Source organism: Paraburkholderia phenazinium, assembly GCF_900100735.1.
GTDB lineage: Bacteria > Pseudomonadota > Gammaproteobacteria > Burkholderiales > Burkholderiaceae > Paraburkholderia > Paraburkholderia phenazinia.
The window spans coordinates 96,524-113,190 of sequence record NZ_FNCJ01000017.1 but is presented as its reverse complement, the minus strand read 5'-3'; the positions used below and the strand labels follow the sequence as shown (position 1 = coordinate 113,190).

General features: G+C 61.9%; 18 protein-coding genes. 1 reads left to right on the top strand and 17 read right to left on the bottom strand.

All coding sequences use genetic code 11. The features are described 5' to 3' along the window. Positions 1-11: 11 nt before the first annotated feature. The 9 genes from BLQ92_RS29755 to BLQ92_RS29715 form a co-directional block, all read right to left on the bottom strand. Entirely contained in the window at positions 12-743 is a 732-nt protein-coding gene (locus BLQ92_RS29755) for a glycosyltransferase family 2 protein (RefSeq protein ID WP_090690471.1), read from the bottom strand. Beyond that, entirely contained in the window at positions 736-2,025 is a 1,290-nt protein-coding gene (locus BLQ92_RS29750; protein ID WP_090690468.1) for an O-antigen ligase family protein, read from the bottom strand. The genes BLQ92_RS29755 and BLQ92_RS29750 overlap by 8 nt, the downstream gene beginning before the upstream one ends. Positions 2,026-2,027: 2 nt before the next feature. Further along, the gene (locus BLQ92_RS29745) at positions 2,028-2,918 is read right to left on the bottom strand and encodes a glycosyltransferase family 2 protein (protein ID WP_090690467.1); all 891 of its coding nucleotides are present in this window, start codon (positions 2,916-2,918) and stop codon (positions 2,028-2,030) included. A 1-nt stretch (position 2,919) separates the two neighbouring features. Further along, positions 2,920-4,197 carry a flippase gene (locus tag BLQ92_RS29740; RefSeq protein ID WP_090690463.1) on the bottom strand — a complete coding sequence of 426 codons (1,278 nt, stop codon included), beginning with the start codon at positions 4,195-4,197 and terminating at the stop codon, positions 2,920-2,922. A gap of 2 nt (positions 4,198-4,199) precedes the next feature. Then, the gene (gene rfbC, locus BLQ92_RS29735; protein ID WP_090690460.1) at positions 4,200-4,760 is read right to left on the bottom strand and encodes a dTDP-4-dehydrorhamnose 3,5-epimerase; all 561 of its coding nucleotides are present in this window, start codon (positions 4,758-4,760) and stop codon (positions 4,200-4,202) included. Next, a complete protein-coding gene (gene rfbA, locus BLQ92_RS29730; RefSeq protein ID WP_090690457.1) occupies positions 4,757-5,635 on the bottom strand; it encodes a glucose-1-phosphate thymidylyltransferase RfbA in 879 nt (292 codons plus the stop codon). Before rfbA ends, rfbC begins: the two co-directional genes overlap by 4 nt. Positions 5,636-5,646: 11 nt before the next feature. Then, positions 5,647-6,564, bottom strand: a complete 918-nt coding sequence (gene rfbD / locus BLQ92_RS29725; protein WP_090690454.1) for a dTDP-4-dehydrorhamnose reductase — start codon at positions 6,562-6,564, stop codon at positions 5,647-5,649. Continuing rightward, positions 6,554-7,609: a dTDP-glucose 4,6-dehydratase gene (gene rfbB, locus BLQ92_RS29720; RefSeq protein ID WP_090690451.1), complete on the bottom strand. Its 1,056-nt coding sequence runs from the start codon at positions 7,607-7,609 to the stop codon at positions 6,554-6,556. The genes rfbD and rfbB overlap by 11 nt, the downstream gene beginning before the upstream one ends. Before the next feature lie 263 nt (positions 7,610-7,872). Further along, the gene (locus BLQ92_RS29715) at positions 7,873-8,802 is read right to left on the bottom strand and encodes a GDP-mannose 4,6-dehydratase (protein ID WP_090690448.1); all 930 of its coding nucleotides are present in this window, start codon (positions 8,800-8,802) and stop codon (positions 7,873-7,875) included. Between the two features lie 108 nt (positions 8,803-8,910). Between BLQ92_RS29715 and BLQ92_RS29710 the strand changes: the two genes are divergently transcribed. Beyond that, a complete protein-coding gene (locus BLQ92_RS29710; RefSeq protein WP_090690444.1) occupies positions 8,911-9,765 on the top strand; it encodes a symmetrical bis(5'-nucleosyl)-tetraphosphatase in 855 nt (284 codons plus the stop codon). 5 nt (positions 9,766-9,770) lie between these two features. On the opposite strand, the gene BLQ92_RS29705 is transcribed toward BLQ92_RS29710, so the two are convergent. The 8 genes from BLQ92_RS29705 to BLQ92_RS29670 all read right to left on the bottom strand — a co-directional run bounded on the left by BLQ92_RS29705 (position 9,771) and on the right by BLQ92_RS29670 (position 16,611). Beyond that, a complete protein-coding gene (locus tag BLQ92_RS29705; RefSeq protein ID WP_090690441.1) occupies positions 9,771-10,661 on the bottom strand; it encodes a lysophospholipid acyltransferase family protein in 891 nt (296 codons plus the stop codon). Between the two features lie 77 nt (positions 10,662-10,738). Continuing rightward, complete coding sequence (locus BLQ92_RS29700; protein WP_090690437.1) at positions 10,739-12,016, bottom strand: dihydroorotase; 1,278 nt, start codon at positions 12,014-12,016, stop codon at positions 10,739-10,741. A gap of 8 nt (positions 12,017-12,024) precedes the next feature. Then, positions 12,025-13,065, bottom strand: a complete 1,041-nt coding sequence (locus BLQ92_RS29695; protein WP_090690433.1) for an aspartate carbamoyltransferase catalytic subunit — start codon at positions 13,063-13,065, stop codon at positions 12,025-12,027. Positions 13,066-13,127: 62 nt separating this feature from the next. Next, positions 13,128-13,652 (bottom strand): bifunctional pyr operon transcriptional regulator/uracil phosphoribosyltransferase PyrR, encoded by a 525-nt coding sequence (gene pyrR, locus BLQ92_RS29690; RefSeq protein WP_090690429.1) that lies wholly within the window; start codon positions 13,650-13,652, stop codon positions 13,128-13,130. Beyond that, positions 13,639-14,079, bottom strand: a complete 441-nt coding sequence (gene ruvX / locus BLQ92_RS29685) for a Holliday junction resolvase RuvX (protein ID WP_090690425.1) — start codon at positions 14,077-14,079, stop codon at positions 13,639-13,641. The genes pyrR and ruvX overlap by 14 nt, the downstream gene beginning before the upstream one ends. Then, positions 14,076-14,654: a YqgE/AlgH family protein gene (locus BLQ92_RS29680; protein ID WP_090690421.1), complete on the bottom strand. Its 579-nt coding sequence runs from the start codon at positions 14,652-14,654 to the stop codon at positions 14,076-14,078. The genes ruvX and BLQ92_RS29680 overlap by 4 nt, the downstream gene beginning before the upstream one ends. A gap of 201 nt (positions 14,655-14,855) precedes the next feature. Further along, positions 14,856-16,253, bottom strand: a complete 1,398-nt coding sequence (locus BLQ92_RS29675; protein ID WP_090690417.1) for a FimL-related protein — start codon at positions 16,251-16,253, stop codon at positions 14,856-14,858. Between the two features lie 187 nt (positions 16,254-16,440). Further along, the gene (locus tag BLQ92_RS29670; RefSeq protein ID WP_008342674.1) at positions 16,441-16,611 is read right to left on the bottom strand and encodes a rubredoxin; all 171 of its coding nucleotides are present in this window, start codon (positions 16,609-16,611) and stop codon (positions 16,441-16,443) included. Positions 16,612-16,667 lie beyond the last annotated feature (56 nt).

Genomic DNA, 16,667 nt, shown 5'->3' with positions numbered 1-16,667 from the left:
TCCCTTCACTCTCAGTGAATCTTAAATTTGAAGCAAAACACGCGTGCCGCGAGCGAGCGGATAAAATAATATCTCGATTTAAGTACAACACTCAGCGCCCGGCGACTTTTGGTCGTCATGTTGCGATCATGAATCCTGTGCTTCAATGTCGCGCCCGAGATATTCACTACACGTCCGAATACGCTTGCCATTAACGCAATCCAGATATCGTGCGACTCAATATCCTTGGGGATCGGCAGGCAATAGCTCAGGATATTCCGTTTAAGCAGGAAAGTGCACCCAAAATAGGGCGACTTGCCAGCAAAAATGGCCAGCACCTGCCGCAGCCTGGATCGTTTTACCGGTCCCAGCAAACGATACTCGCCGACCGAGACGCCCTGGTCGTTGATGAGGTCGAAGTTGCTGGCTACCAGCGCCACGCTTGCGTCACGCTGCATCTGTCCGAGCATTTCCTGGACCCGCCCCGGCAGCCACACGTCGTCCTGGTCCGACAGAAAAATATAGTCGCCGCGCGACAGCGAAATAGCCTTCTCAAAGTTCCTGACATGGCCGAGATTCGTTTCATTGCGATGCACATGAATCCGGGGGTCGTGATAAGCCTCGATGAGCTCGAGAGTCTTGTCGCTCGAGCGGTCATCGCATACCACAACTTCATCATCCGGACCGAGTTGCATCAGAATCGAATCCAGTTGTTCCCGAATATATTTTTCGCCGTTGTATGTGGCAATGCATACACTAATCATTTTCTGCTCCTCTCATTACATACGAAAACTCATAGAGAACAAACAGCAGAAAGAAGGTGCCAAAGAATCCAAAAATATAAGGATTGTAAAAACAGCTAATCACGAAGGAGCAATACAGCGCATAAAGCGCCGCCACTTCCCGTGCTGCGCGGGTGTTCCCAGGCGACCTGAAGGTGTCCAGCACGCCGGCCCAGATCGCACAGGCCGCCAGCAGACCCACCGTGCCGACCTTCATCAACAATCCCACAATACTCAATTCGTACGCGTACGGGGTATCCTGCGCCCGGATAAAGGTGGCATTCGAACCGAAACCGAGACCGAACAACGGGCTGTTCTTGAAGGCATCAAATAACGAAGCGAACTGCACCGAACGCACGTCATCGCTAACGTTGCGCCCCAAGCCGATCAGTTGCAAAGTGGTCGGGTCCACCGTCGGAACAAGCAGGAAGCTGCAAACGATTGGCAGCGCGAGCAGCAGAAAAATCGACCAATAGCTTTGCTCCACCTTCTTTACAAAGAGTAGGCAAAATGGATACAAGGCGATAAACGTGGCGGCTCCGAGCATGAGGCTTCGGGTATTCGTGGCCCATAGCGCTCCGAGGATCAACAGCGCCATTACATATTCAAGACGGAGCCAGCCGATCCGCACATTCGTCGGGCGGGTAACGGAAAAATACAATCCGATTAGCAATAAAAACGACGAACCGAAATAGATTCGATAAACTCCGTTATCCAGCGAAGGCGTGAAGAATACGAAGCGCGCGTCGTCGCCAGAGCCGACGTCCAATGCGTATTGGAACAGGTCCGAGACACTGCCTTGCATCTGGGGATACAATAGCAAAAACACATACAACGCTATGTGCAGAAGAGCAAAGGCACACAGAAAAGTCATCATCAACCGGCGCACCCAGATCCAGCCAACTGTATATCGGGTGAATTCGGTAGAGATCAGGAAAATTGCCAATGCCGCCAAAGGCGTCGCATCGGTGACCGCGTATGAAATGTTTCCGTGCGTCAGCGCCGGAATCAAAACCACCCATACGAGCAGAAAAATAGCCGCTCCGCAAAAGAGAGCGGCGTCCGTCAAGCGGCGGCTCGAATACTCGGCGACAAACACCACGATCGAGATCATGGCAAAAAGCGCAAAGAAAACCTTCCGCGAGCTTATGCCGAGCGCGGGCAGATCCTTCCCTGCTCCCAGCAGCAGCAGATCCAGAGTAAATAGCAAGAAAATTCCGTAGCGAATCTTCTTGTCAAGTAAGACTGAAATCATCTCGCTCATGACTATCGATAGGCTCCCATTCGGCCAACCAGGCCGTGCGCCGCACCGCGCATGCACTGCCAGACTGATTGCAGCGGTCGCTCATCCGAGATCACAGATGAGAGGAACACGACTATCATCGCCCGCAGCACATACAGGCGCTGAGCCAATGACAAAGACTCGTGAGCGAGGTGATAAACGCCATTTCTCATCTGGAAATAGCGTCGAATCCACCCGTACTTGTTCAATGAAATATAGCTCGACTCTTTGATTTCTTCAGAAAGCTCGTGCGGCATGCGGGCTCTCGAAGTCCCCAGGACCAGATATTTCTTGCGGGTCATTCGCCAGCACCAATTGTTATCGACATAATCGATAAACAATTCGTCATTAAACCGGTTTTCAGTGCCCCACACACTCAGATCCACCATGCATCCAGAAGTGATCAGCTGGGAAACCGGCTCGGTACCGTCACCGCTCCATTTAGAGATGCCAATTTTCCCGAAACGGACGAAAGGCGAAATCATTTCCTTCCCATCGCGCACATCGACCAGTTGCGGACCAATCGCGATGGCACGCGCATTTTTCGCCTGGTAGGCGAGCAACTCGCGCTCCAGAATCGGGATCATTTCGGCGGGCGGGGTGCTGTCCTGATCGAAGGAAATCAGGAAGCGATAGCCATTCTTCGCGCCATACTCACAGGCGAAGTTCAGCGCGGTCGCCAGGCCGACGTTCTCACCAGGGGATTCGACCTGGATCTTTTCTGCACCGGTGCAGGCCAGCTTCGCGACGTCCAGTCCACCGTTGTCGAACAGGACAATGCGCCCTACGCTGCCGCTGATGGCGTCAATCAACCCGCGCAGGCGCTCATGGTTGGGCTTGAAACAGATGATGATCGCAAGGATGTCACGAGTCATATCACTCATCGCTTCGCAAGAACACTCGCGCAACCACCATGAGCGCAATCAGATCAATTAGCACGCGGAACGTCCAGGCCATGGCGGCGCCGGGCACCCCCCAAAGCTTAAGGAGCCCGATGAGCACCGGCACATAAATGACCAGTTCGGTCATATGCAGAATAGCGGTCGGCCGGGCATTGCCCGTGGCTTGCACGGCAGCAAACGGCACCGCCGCGATGCCATTGAATAATAATCCGATTGCGAGAATCGAAACGGTCAGCCAGGCGTGCGATGCAAAACCCTTCCCAAGCCACAACCCCAAGCCGAATTTGGAACCCGCGCAAATCACAAGGCATATCGGCAGCAGCACAACCAACATCAGCTTCAGGCTGTTCGAATAGAGCCGGCGTGCGGTTGGCCGGTCGCTCGTCAGCGTGGCTGTCAGCCGGGGAAACAAGGCAGCAGTCAACGCTCCGGGGATCACCAGCACGCGAATGAGCGCCTCAAACGGCACCGTGTAGTAGGCAACCACGCCTGCCCCGAGCACGGCTGAAATGACGAAGCGGTCGGCCGTCACCATCAGCGGGCTGATGATATTCGACACAGTCATCCATGCGCCAAAGGAAAGCAGGCGCCGCATATTCTCTCTGCTGAACGGCGCGGTCAGCCAGCCTTCCGGCAGTCTGAGGTGAACGACCCAAGCATGGGCCAGCAGCACGATCACTCGGGCGAGGATCAAACTGGCGACCATCCAGACCAGCGAATTGCCCAACAGCAGCACGCTGAGCGCCGGCAGGCCGAAATTGGCGGCGCCAAGACCCATGCGCAGTATATTCACGGCGCCGAAGTCTTCGTACGCCTCAAGGATGCCGCGAAATCCTGTGGTCACGGTCGTCAACGGTATGCCAACTGCTGCGATCAGCAACGACACTAATGTGCTGGGCTGCAGGGCCGCGCTCACCTTCAGCCAGTGCGACGCCATTGGGCTCGCAAGACACGCGAGAATCAGACCACCCAGCACGCCGGTCACGGCGGTAAATCCGAGGCCGGTTTTGACGAGGCTTGGCAGTTGGGCGTGATCTCCCGCCGACCGGACGGCCGCAACCTGCTGGGTCAGCGCACGCCCTAGACCGAAGTCAAAAAGACTGAAATAGCCGATCAACGCCCAAATGAGCGTAAGCACTCCAAATGACTCGATCCCCACCCGGTGGATGAGAAAAGGAATCGTCACGGCCCCTAGCAATAGAGGCAGTCCCGTTCCGGCCAGATTCCAAAGTGTATTGCGCTTAAGAGACATCCCTACTCACCGCAGGCTTGACTCAGGCTCATGCCGAGCAGGTCTTTGGCGGAGAGTTTGGGTTCCGCAATGCCGTACTGTGCCAAGGGCCAATCGATAGCAACCTCGGCATCGTTCCATGCAATGCTCCGTTCATGCTGCGGGGCGTAATAGTCCGTGGTCTTGTAGAGGAAGTCCGCGGTTTCGGTGAGCACCAGGAAGCCGTGCGCAAGGCCCGGCGGCACCCAGAGTTGCCGATGATTTTCCTCGGTCAGCTCCACCCCCACCCACTTGCCGAACGTGGGCGAATTCTTGCGGATATCCACGGCAACATCAAAAGCCGCCCCTTGCGCCACACGCACCAGCTTGCCCTGTGGCTGTTCAATCTGATAATGCAGTCCGCGAAGCACGCCCTTGCTGCTGCGACTGTGGTTATCCTGAACAAAAGTCAGGTCGACCCCGGTCGCTTCAGCAAACGCTTTCTGGTTAAAGCTTTCAAAGAAAAATCCCCGCGAGTCGCCGAACACTTTGGGTTCGATGATCAATACGTCGGGAATCTCCGTGCGAATCACATTCAAGCTCATTTGACCGCTTCCGAAATAATTTGCCGCAGGTATTTGCCGTATCCGCTCTTCGACAGCGGTGCCGCCAGCTTCTCCACCTGTTCCGCGCTGATCCACTTGCTGCGATAAGCGATCTCCTCCGGACACGCCACCATCAGCCCCTGACGGTTCTGCAGCGTGGCGATGAAGCTGGCCGCTTCCAGCAGCGAGTCGTGCGTGCCGGTATCGAGCCAGGCATAGCCGCGGCCCATGATTTCGACTTCGAGCTGCGCCATTTCGAGGTAGCGGTTGTTGAGATCAGTGATCTCAAGCTCGCCGCGCGCGGACGGCTTGATGTCGGCTGCAATGTCGCAGACCTGACGATCGTAGAAATACAGCCCGGTCACCGCATAATGCGAACGCGGATTCGCCGGCTTTTCCTCGAGTGACAGCGCGCGGAAATTGTCGTCGAACTCCACCACGCCATAACGCTCGGGATCTTGCACGCGATAGGCGAATACCGTTGCGCCCGCATCCTTCGCGGCAGCCCGCTCGAGTTGCCGGACCAGATCGTGGCCGTGGAAAACGTTGTCGCCGAGGATCAGCGTAGACGGATCGTTGCCGATAAAGTCGCGGCCAATGATAAAAGCCTGCGCCAGTCCGTCCGGCGAGGGCTGCACTGCGTACTGAAGGTTGATACCCCAGTCGCTGCCGTCGCCAAGCATGCTGGCAAAACGGGGGGTGTCCTCCGGCGTGGAGATGACCAGAATGTCGCGAATCCCTGCCAGCATCAGTGTGGACAGCGGATAGTAGATCATCGGCTTGTCGTACACGGGCAGCAGTTGCTTGGACACCGAGCGGGTAATCGGATAAAGCCGCGTGCCGGAACCGCCGGCAAGGATGATGCCTTTGCGCATGGTACGAATGATCAGGAAAGGATCTGGTCGAGCAGGAAATGAATGCCCTGCTGCCAGTCCGGAAGGTGAATGTCGAAAGTCTCGCGCAGCTTCTCAGTATTCAGGCGCGAGTTGGCCGGACGCGGTGCGGGGAGCGGGTAGGCGGTAGCCGGAATCGCCTCGATGCGAGCCGGGTCCACCTTCAGTTCGATTCCGCGTGCCGCCGCGCAGCGCAGTACTTCAGTCGCATAGCCGTGCCAGGTGGTTTCGCCGGCGGCAGCCAGATGGTAGACGCCGGCGGGGAACGCTTCGCGCCGGCCGCGCAGCCAGTGGCGCGAGATAATCTGGGCAGTCACGTCGGCAATCAGGGCGGCGGTAGTCGGCGCGCCGAACTGGTCGGCAATCACGCGCAGGCTGTCGCGCTCGCGGCCCAGCTTGAGCATGGTCTTGGCGAAGTTGCCGCCGTGGGCGCCGGCCACCCAGCAGGTACGCAACACCAGCGCGGTCGCGCCGGACGCCGCAATGGCCTGTTCGCCGGCGAGCTTGCTCTTGCCGTAGACGGATTGCGGATCCACCGCATCCGCTTCGACATACGCACCGTCCTTGCGTCCATCGAACACGTAGTCCGTCGAATAGTGCACCAGCAGGCTGCCCAGCGCCTTGGCCTCGTCGGCAAGCACACCGGGCGCTACGCCGTTGATGGCGTAGGCGAGTTCAGCCTCGGTCTCGGCCTTGTCGACGGCGGTATAAGCGGCCGGATTGACGATGACGTCCGGACGCAATTCGCGCACGACACGGCGCAACTCGTCCGGCCGGGTCAGATCGCAGCCGGCACGGTCCACAGCCATCACGCGGCCGAGCGGCGCGAGGCTGCGCCGCAACTCGAAGCCGACCTGGCCGTTGCTTCCGGTGACAAGCAACGTGGGGATGCGCGTCACCTTAGGCTGCATATTGTTTCGCTACCCAGTTCCGGTAGTCACCGGACATCACATCCTGCACCCAGGGCTGGTTGTCCAGATACCATTGCACCGTCTTACGCAGACCCGTCTCGAAGGTTTCAGCCGGCTTCCAGCCGAGCTCCCGCTCGAGCTTGCGGGCGTCGATGGCATAACGCCTGTCGTGACCAGGGCGGTCCTTGACGAACGTAATCTGGTCGCGGTACGAACCGGAGGCCTTGGGACGCAGATCGTCGAGCAGATCGCACAGCGTGTGCACCACGTCGAGATTGGTCTTTTCGTTCCAGCCGCCCACGTTGTAGGTTTCGCCCAACGTGCCGCGCGCCAGCACTTCACGAATCGCTGCGCAGTGGTCGCCGACGTATAGCCAGTCGCGCACGTTCAGACCGTCGCCATAGACCGGCAGCGGCTTGCCGCCCAGCGCATTGGCGATCATCAGGGGGATCAGCTTCTCGGGGAAGTGATACGGGCCATAGTTGTTCGAGCAATTCGTGGTCAGCGTCGGCAGGCCATATGTATGGTGGTAGGCGCGCACCAGATGATCCGCAGCAGCTTTCGTTGCCGAGTACGGGCTATTCGGCGCGTACGGCGTCGTTTCGGAGAACTGCGGGTCCGTGGCCGACAGCGAGCCGAACACTTCGTCGGTCGACACATGCAGGAAACGGAACGCGGCCTTGTCGGCCTCGCCGAGACCATTCCAGTAGCTGCGGGCGGCTTCGAGCAAGGTGAACGTACCGACCACGTTGGTCTGCACGAAATCGGCCGGGCCATGGATCGAACGGTCAACGTGGCTTTCAGCGGCGAAATGCACCACCGCACGCGGCTTGTGCTCCGCGAACAAGGCATCCAGCGCCGAGCGGTCGCAAATGTCGGTCTGCGAGAAAATGTGCTTCGGGTTGCCCTGCAACGAACTGAGCGTATGCAAATTACCCGCATAGGTCAGCTTGTCGACGTTCAGGATCGCCTCATCCGACTGGCTCAGCCAGTCAAGCACAAAATTGGCGCCGATAAAGCCAGCACCGCCCGTTACCAGGACCATGGGGTTCCCTCTAGAAGTTCGTGATCGGTCGATTTTTCGTTCATACGAAATCGATCGCCGGATTTGGCAGCGAGTCGGCGCCGGCAATTCTGAGCGCCGAATCGTATCCGTCTCGATTTTTTACGAGGCCTCAATTATACGGCCGGATGGGGCGAAAACCAGAGCCCTAACAACTTGAAACAGCTTGACAAAGCTCGCTTCTGAAGGTCAAAAACAGACAAAAACACGCCCGAATGGCCGGCATTTTGCGCCGCAACAATACCTTACGCCGCCAACATCCACCCCAACGTCTCCCGAAACCCAATCGCCTCCACCCCCGGCACCAGCCCACGCAGCCTAGCGGGCGACCCCACCAACACCTTCACGTCGGTCTGCCTCACAAACGCCGGATTGACACGAATTTCCAGTTCATGCCCGGTGATTTCGCTGGCCATCGCCAGAATCTCGCGCAGGGTGTAAGGCTGACCCGTACAAACATTGACAATTTCGCCAGCCGCCGAGCTATCCAACAGCGCCTCATAGGCCCGCACCACGTACCGCACGTCCGAAAAATCCCGCGCCACGTCGATATTGCCCAGCGAGATCTCAGGTTCGCGCCGCGCGAAATGCTCCACGATCTTCGGCACCAGGAAGTTCGAGCTCTGGCCGCGGCCGGTATAGTTGAACGGCCTGACGACCAGGATCGGCAGCCGGTCGAACCATGTGCGCACCATCGATTCCATCGCCGCCTTGCTCGCCGCATAGTGGTTGACGGGCGCCACCGGGAAGCTCTCGTCAATCGCGTCGCTGGTGACGTTGCCGTACACATTCGCACTGCTCGCCACGAGCACTTTGCGTGGCGTATGGCCGACGTCCGCGCAGGCCTGCAGCAGATTCAGCGTACCCAGCACGTTGACGCGGTAGAAACCGAGCGGATCGTCGTGTCCGACAAAGCTGATCGCCGCCAGGTGCACGATGTAATCGGGCCGCACTTCGTCGATCACGCGCCGGCACTGTTCGAGCGAGGTGATATCCAGCCGGCGCCGCGATGGCGTCTCCGGCGCGCCCTCTCCGGCCACGGTTTCCGTGACTGCATGGCCGCTGGCAAGCAGATTGCTGATCAGCCAGCTGCCGGTAAAGCCGCTGGCTCCGGTAACGAGTGTTCGCGTCAGGCGCTCAGCATGTTTCGCTGGTTTCGTCGTTTGTTCGCTCACTCACATTCTCCGTTATGTAGCACGTCGCAATACCGTCGCATCAAACGGGCTATTATGTCACGCTACCATGTAGCTTCCTCCGCCTGTGCGTACCTGATTCCGCCCCAGATGACCGTTTCCAGTCCGTCGCATTCCGTACCCCTTGCCTTCGGTGACCTGCAAGGTTGCCGCACCCAGTTCCAACAGCTGCTCGCGAAGGCCGCGCCGTCGCCCGACACGCCGTTGTGGTTCGCCGGCGATCTCATTAATCGCGGCGGCGAGTCGCTCGCCACGCTGCGCGACATCATCGCATTTGGCGAACGTGCCAAGCCGGTGCTGGGTAATCACGACCTGCATCTGCTGTCGGTTTCTGCCGGCATCCGCAAATCGAAAAAGGGCGACACGATCAACGAGATTCTCGCCGCGCCGGACGCGGAAGACCTGCTGCACTGGATCCGTCACCGGCCGCTGGTGCATGTCGAGAACGGCATGCTGCTGGTGCATGCGGGCGTGCTGCCGCAATGGGATGCCACGCTGACGCTGGAACTCGCCGATGAACTGCAGCGCGCGCTGCGGGCGCCGAACTGGAAGGAAACCCTGGCGGGTCTGTACGGCAATGAGCCGAATCGCTGGAAGCCTGGCCTGAAGGGTATCGACCGTCTGCGGCTCACCTGCACCGCCCTCACGCGCATGCGCTTCTGCAATCTGGATGGCGTGATGGACTTCAGTACGAGCGGCGGTCTCAATTCGGCGCCGCCGGGTTTCATGCCGTGGTTCGACGTGCCGTCGCGCAAGACGGCCGACATCACGGTGGTGTTCGGTCACTGGGCCGCGCTCGGCCTGATGATGCGCGACAACCTGATCGGCCTCGATTCAGGCTGTGTTTGGGGTGAAAAGCTGTCCGCGGTGCGGCTCGCGGCCAACCCGGCTGAACGCACCCTCACCCAGGTCGAATGCTCGGGCTGCCGCGCCGTCATGGAATAAGCCGGTCAGGCTGAGTGCCCGCGCTGCTCGACGCCCTCGTCGAGCAGCGTCCGGTCCTGAGACTGAGACGCTACGACAGCCCGCAAACCCGCTGGGGTAGCGGCTCCGCTTTCAGACGCGGGCGCCGCGGCAGGAGCCAAGGTCGGCGCCACGACCGGTGCAGCGCCTTGCAGGCTGCGCAAAGCCGCCCCGATCGTCTGCTCCGCCTGCGCCGCCAGCATGCGCCGGTCGGCGCCCGGCGCCAGCGCCTCGCCCACATACACATGCGCCGTCAGCGGGGCGCCGCGCAGCAGCGCGTCGAGCGACTGGCCGAGCGACAGATCGCCGATATACGCGGGCGCCGTCGATTGCCGGCCCTGCGCGTCTTCATACATCAGGCAGACCGGCTGCACAGGACTGCCCGCCGAGACCGCCGCCTGAAACATATTGGCGTGGAACGGCAACAGCGTCAGACCGTCCGAGGTGGTGCCCTCCGGAAACACGCACATCAGCTCGCCCGCGCTCAGCCGGTCGGATAGCTCATGCATGATCCGCTTGGCGTCGCTGCGCTTCTCGCGCTGGATGAACACCGTACCCAGTTGCTGCGCGAGCCACCCCACCACCGGCCATTTGCGGATCTCGGCCTTCGAGACGAACGGCGTCGGCCGCCACGCGTTGATGACGTAGATATCGATCCACGAAATGTGGTTCGCCACCACCAGCGCGCCGGCATCGAGCCGCGCGCTGTCGTTGTGGACCACCAGACGCATGCCGCACAAACGCAGCATCTTTAGCGACCACGCGCGGTTGAGCGCTTCCCGCTCGGCGACGCTAGCGCGCGGAAAGCGCGTCGCCACTGTCAACATGCCGTGCAGCAGGTGCACGATCAGCCGGGCCTTGCGAAATGCGAGCTTCATGGTTGGAGCTTTCCGTGTCTGTCGGTAACGAGCGGGTTAGCTGGAATATCGGCAAGCGGCGCGGTCGCTGCAGAAAATCAACGCTGTTCGAACGCGACGTGCCCGGAGACGAGCGTCGCCCGCACGCGCGCCGGCAACTCGTAGCCGAGGAACGGCGTGTTGTGCCCCTGACTCTTCAATGCACGCGGCTCGACGCGCCAGTGGGCGTTGCGATCGAACACGCACAGATCGGCCGTTGCGCCCACCTCGATGCGTCCTGCGTCCAGCTTCAGCACGCCAGCGGGCGCGGCAGTGATGCGCTTGAGCGCCTGGGCCAGCGGCACGCCCGCCTCTTGCGCCCACTTCACCGTCAGCGACAGGAACAGCTCCAGCCCAGTCGCGCCCGGCGTCGCTTCGGCGAACGGCAGCAGCTTTTCGTCATCGTCGACGGGGGTGTGGTCCGAGCAGATCGCATCGATCGTACCGTCGGCGAGACCCACGCGGATCGCTTCGCGGTCGCGCTGCGAGCGCAGCGGCGGATCGAGGCGGAACTGCGCGTCGAAGTAGCCGATATCGAGGTCGATCAGGTGGATATGGTTCACCGTCACATCGCACGTGACCGGCAGGCCCTCGGCCTTCGCCGCGCGCATCAGTTCGACGCCCGCCGCCGAGGACAGATGCGACAGGTGCACACGCGCTCCGGTCACGCGGACCAGTTCGAAGATCGTGTGCAGCGCGATGGTCTCGGCCGCAACCGGTACGCCAGACAGCCCCAGCCGCGACGCCAGCGCACCGCTGGCAGCCACACCGCCCTGGCCGAGGTAGGCATCCACCGGGCGCAGCCAGACGGTGTAGCCGTAGGTGTTGGCGTACTGCAGCGCGCGCAGCAGCACCTTGGTGTCCCCCACGGGCACATCCGCCTGCGAAAAGCCGATGCAGCCGGCTTCGGTCAATGCAACCATCTCGGTGATGACCTGGCCTTTGAGGCCCACCGTGAGCGCGCCGAGCGGATAGACATGCGCCTGGTTCAGATTGTGCGCGCGGAACTTGAGCATTTCGACAAGCCCGGGTTCGTCGAGCACCGGATCGGTATCCGGCAGGCAGACGAGGCTCGTCACGCCGCCCGCGAGTGCGGCGGCCATTTCCGATTTGAGCGTCGCCTTGTGTTCGTAGCCCGGTTCGCGCAGCCGCGCGGCGAGGTCAACGAGGCCCGGCGCGATCATGAGTCCAGTGGCGTCGATCGTCTTCTCCGCCTGGAAATCCGCCGGTGCGGTGCCGAGCGCGACGATCTTCCCTGCCGCAATGAAAACGTCCTGCTGCTGTTCGGTGCCGGCTGCCGGGTCGATCAGCGTGCCGCCTTGAATATGAATCTTCATTGTTTTACTCAGTCGTTGTTGCCGGCCACGATGCCCATCACCGCCATCCGCACCGCAATGCCGAATGTCACCTGGTTCAGGATCACCGATTGCGGACCGTCCGCCACCTGCGAGTCGATTTCGACGCCGCGGTTCATCGGACCCGGGTGCATCACGATCGCGTCGGGCTTCGCCAGCGCGAGGCGCTCCGGCGTCAGCCCCCAGCTCTTGAAGTACTCCTGCGCCGACGGCAGCAACGCGCCGCTCATCCGCTCGTTCTGCAGACGCAGCATGATGATCACGTCGACGTCCTTCAGGCCTTCGTCGAGGTTGTGGAACACGCGCACGCCCATCTGCTCCAGACCGCCCGGCAGCAAGGTGCGCGGCCCGATCGCGCGCACTTCCGGCACGCCGAGCGTGGTCAGCGCGTGGATGTCCGAACGCGCCACCCGCGAGTGCAGGATGTCGCCGACAATCGCCACCCGCAGATTGGTGAAGTCCTTCTTGTAGTGGCGGATCGTGTACATGTCGAGCAGACCCTGGGTCGGGTGTGCATGACGGCCGTCGCCAGCGTTGATCACGTGCACGTGCGGCGCGCAATGCTCGGCGATCAGATATGGCGCGCCGCTCGAGGCATGGCGCACCACGAACATGTCGGCATGCATCGCGGACAGGTTGTTGATCGTGTCCAGCAGCGACTCGCCCTTGCTGGTCGACGACGCGTTGATGTTCAGATTGAGCACGTCCGCCGACAGGCGCTTCGCCGCGATCTCGAAGGTGGTGCGGGTGCGCGTCGAGTTCTCGAAGAACAGGTTGAACACCGATTTGCCGCGCAACAGCGGCACCTTCTTGACCTCGCGGTCCGTCACGCTGACGAACTGCTCGGCGGTATCGAGAATGTGCGTGACGATCTTGCGCGGCAAGCCTTCGATGGTCAGCAGATGCTTGAGCTCACCGTTCCTGGTGAGCTGCGGGTTGCCCTTCAGGAAGCCGTAGCGAAAGCGGTCCGGCGACGGGGTCGCGCCGGTGGTGTCCTGAGGAACCTGGGGATCCTGGGTAGAGGTATTCATGAAGGGGTACCTGATTCAATTTTAGTGCGCGCGCCGTAGCAAGCATTGCGCGCACCTCGCGCTCAATCGGCGCGTGCTTCGGTGTGAAACGTGAAACGCTCGCCGCCGCTGCTTTCGTCGCGCGCAAGCACGAGCGTCGCGTCGGCCGGTACGTCCACCACGCCGCCGACAAAGCGCGCCGCCACCGGCAACTCGCGGCCGCCGCGATCGGCGAGCACGGCGAGTTCCACCAAAGCCGGCCGGCCGTAGTCGTACAGTTCATTGAGCGCGGCGCGCACGGTGCGGCCGGTGTACAGCACGTCGTCGACCAGCACGATGCGGCGGTTATCCACTTCGAACGGCAACGAGGTCGGGCTCGCCTGCGCGTGCAGACCCTTCTTCGCATAGTCGTCGCGATGCAGCGCCACATTGACCACGCCGAAGCTGCCGACGTTCAGGTCGCGCGCCAGACGCTGCGCGAGCCACGCGCCGCCGCTATGGATGCCGGCCAGCACGGCGCCGTCCGGGCCGCCGAACTGGTCGCCATAAGCGGCACGAATCTGTTCGAGGACGGCGCGATACAGCGCCTCGGCGTCAATGGAACTCATGATCGTCGGAAAGTCCGTCTAGATATTGCTGGAGGATGATGCAGGCGGCTTCGGCGTCGAGCATGTCGGCGCGGCCGTTACCGGCGCGAATCTCGGCCTTCGCCTCGACCGACGAATAGCGCTCGTCGACCCACGTCACCGGCAGATTGAAGCGGCCGTTGAGCTGGTTGCCGAAGCGTTTAGCGAGTTGGGTCATTTCGTGGGGCGCGCCGTCGGGATGCATCGGCAAACCGACCACCAGCGCATCCGGCTTCCATTCGGCGATCAGCTTGCCGAGCGCCTCGAAGCGATACTCGCGGTTGCGGTTTTGCACCACCACGAGCGGACGCGCGCTTTTGGTCAGCGAATTGCCGACCGCCACGCCAATGCGTTTTTCACCATAGTCGAACGCCAGCAGCGTTGCCGCCCGTCCGGCCGGACTGCTCATGCGTGACCTGCTTCGCCCGAGAGCATGGAGAGGGAAATGCCGAGCAGCGCGAGGGCCGCTTCGAGACGCTCTTCAGCGGGCACGTCGAAGACGATCTTCGGATCGGCTTCGACAGTCAGCCAGCCGTTCTTCGAAATCTCTTCCTCGAGCTGGCCGGCGCCCCAGCCTGCGTGGCCGAGCGTGAGCAGGAAACGTTCCGGGCCGGTGCCGCTTGCCACCGCTTCGAGCACGTCTTTGGAGGTGGTCATTTCCAGACCGCCGGGCACCGACATCGACGAGGTGTACGGGCTGCCGTCCTTCGGGTAGTGCAGCACGAAGCCGCGCTCGGTTTGCACCGGGCCGCCGAAGTAAACAGGGACATGCAACAGGGGTTCGATCTCGAGCTTCAGATCGATGCGATTGAAGAGCGCCTCCAGATCGATATCGGTCGGCCGGTTGATCACCAGGCCGAGCGCACCGCGCTCGCTGTGATCGCAAAGGTAGACCACCGTTCCTGAAAACGTGGGGTCCGCCATGTTGGGCATGGCGATCAGGAACTGGTTGGTCAGATTGATGCGATCGGTACTCTTGGACATAGTTCGGATTTTAGCAAAGACGATGCGGAATGGCGGGCTTTGAGCGTGGGCAGATAAGGTTTGCCGCGATCCATGGACAGCGGATCATGTTGCCACTCTATCACGCGCTTACACGTTGCCGACGACGCGTATTCGGGTGCGCATTCAGGCATGCATCGGGTGGGCGTCCGCATAGGTATTCCGCAAGCGGGCGCGGCGCGCTCAACCTTGCTCGACCGCCCGCGTCAGCGCGGCTAGCGCGGGGCCGGCGGGCGGCGGCGCCACTCCCGCGGCAATCGTATGCAGCATGGCCCGCAGGGCTTCGGCGCCTTGCTCGAGCGCCCCCACATCGGGCACCCCGCCGCCCGGCGTCGCAATGCCGGCGTAGGCGCGCCGCCGCCATGCCAGCCCGAGCGCATCCGCCAGCAGCGCGACATGGCCGAGGCCCAGCGCACACGCCGCCGCGCCGAGCCGGTAGGCGGCGTCGCCCGCCTGCAGGGCTTCGCCCGGATCGGCCTTGTCGGGATGGCTGGTGTCGCGCGCGTGCTCGCCGAGCGCGACGATGGCCGCATCCCCAGTTTGGAGGAAATCTTCATACGCATGCGCATTGACGGTCAGCACGCCCAGTTCGCGCGTGCGCGCATCGCGCAAACCGGCGCCGAACCCCGGCTCCTGAGCCGCCCCCTCCTCCCACAGCGCCTCCGATTCCTGGGTGCCGGCCACGTGCCAGTCCACCGTCAAACCATAGTCGCGCAGCAACGCGACCGGTTCGGCGTCTTCAGCCGCCGCCCCGAACAAGGCATAGTCGCGCCACAGCAACGCCAGCGTCGAACGCACCAGTGAGCGCGAGGCCAACGGCAAGCCGCGTGCATGGTCCGCCAGCGCGAGGTTGCAACGGGCATGAAAGCGCCGTGCATCTGTGTCACCGACTAAGTGACCGCTCACCCGCAGCGAGTTGGCGCAGGCCGAGGCGAGACGCCAGAAGTCGTAAGGATCGGGGCCGGCGAGTTCGGCCAGGCAGGCATCGAGTTCATCGAGCGCGGCACGGGTCAGGGCAGCGACCGCAGCGCTAGCGGTGCCATCGCTCGAATGCGCCCGCAGGACCGGCAGCAAGGCGCGCTCGTAGCGGGCCCGCAAGTGCGCGAGGCGCTGCGCAGGTTGCGGGCTGAACGACACCGGCGGCAACGGCCTTGAGGCCAGCGCGAGATCTTCGAAGGTAACGGTGTAGCCGGGGGTGTGCCGGGAAATCAGCGCGTTGAGTGCGTGGTAATGCGCGAAGAGGCTCGGTGAGCAGGACAGCTCACGCAGGTTGTGCCGCCCGATTGCCGCCCGCAAATCGTTGAGGGCCGCGGCGAACAGGCCCCGCGCGTCGGACTCGTCGGGCGGCTCGGCGGCCGTCAGCGGCGACACCAGCAGCAGCGCATCCGCCAGCCGCTGCGCGCCGAGCCAGCCCGCTTCGCGCAACGCATGCACCGCCCGCAGCAGTGACGCCGCCGGGTTGGTGCGCTGCTCGAGCGCCAGTTGCGCTTCGGCGAGCGCAAGTTCCGCGGGACGGACCGACCCGCCACGCGGGTTCGGCAGTGCATCGAAAGAGCCGGGGGATGCGGATCGAGGGATCATGGGCAAGCGGCACGAACACTGACAGGCCGGCGCACGGCCGTGCGCGCCAAGAGGCGCCCGAGCCCGCGACAGTACGATGACGAACTACCGTTGCGACAGCGCACGGGCCGTTTTGCTCCGCGCTGCCGCGCCGCACGGCCGACGAGCGCGCTCACGCCGCCGTCGAAACGCGCGACTTTCCCGATGGTCAGATCTGGACCATCTCGAAGTCTTCCTTGCGGGCGCCGCATTCCGGGCAAGTCCAGTTAATGGGAACATCTTCCCAACGCGTGCCCGGCGCGATCCCTTCATCTGGCAAACCGGCTTCTTCGTCGTAGATCCAGCCGCAGATCAGGCACATCCAGCTTCTATATTCCATTCTTGTGTCGCGTCAAAAAGGGCGTTCAAACGAGAGCCATGATGGTACCGTGTTGC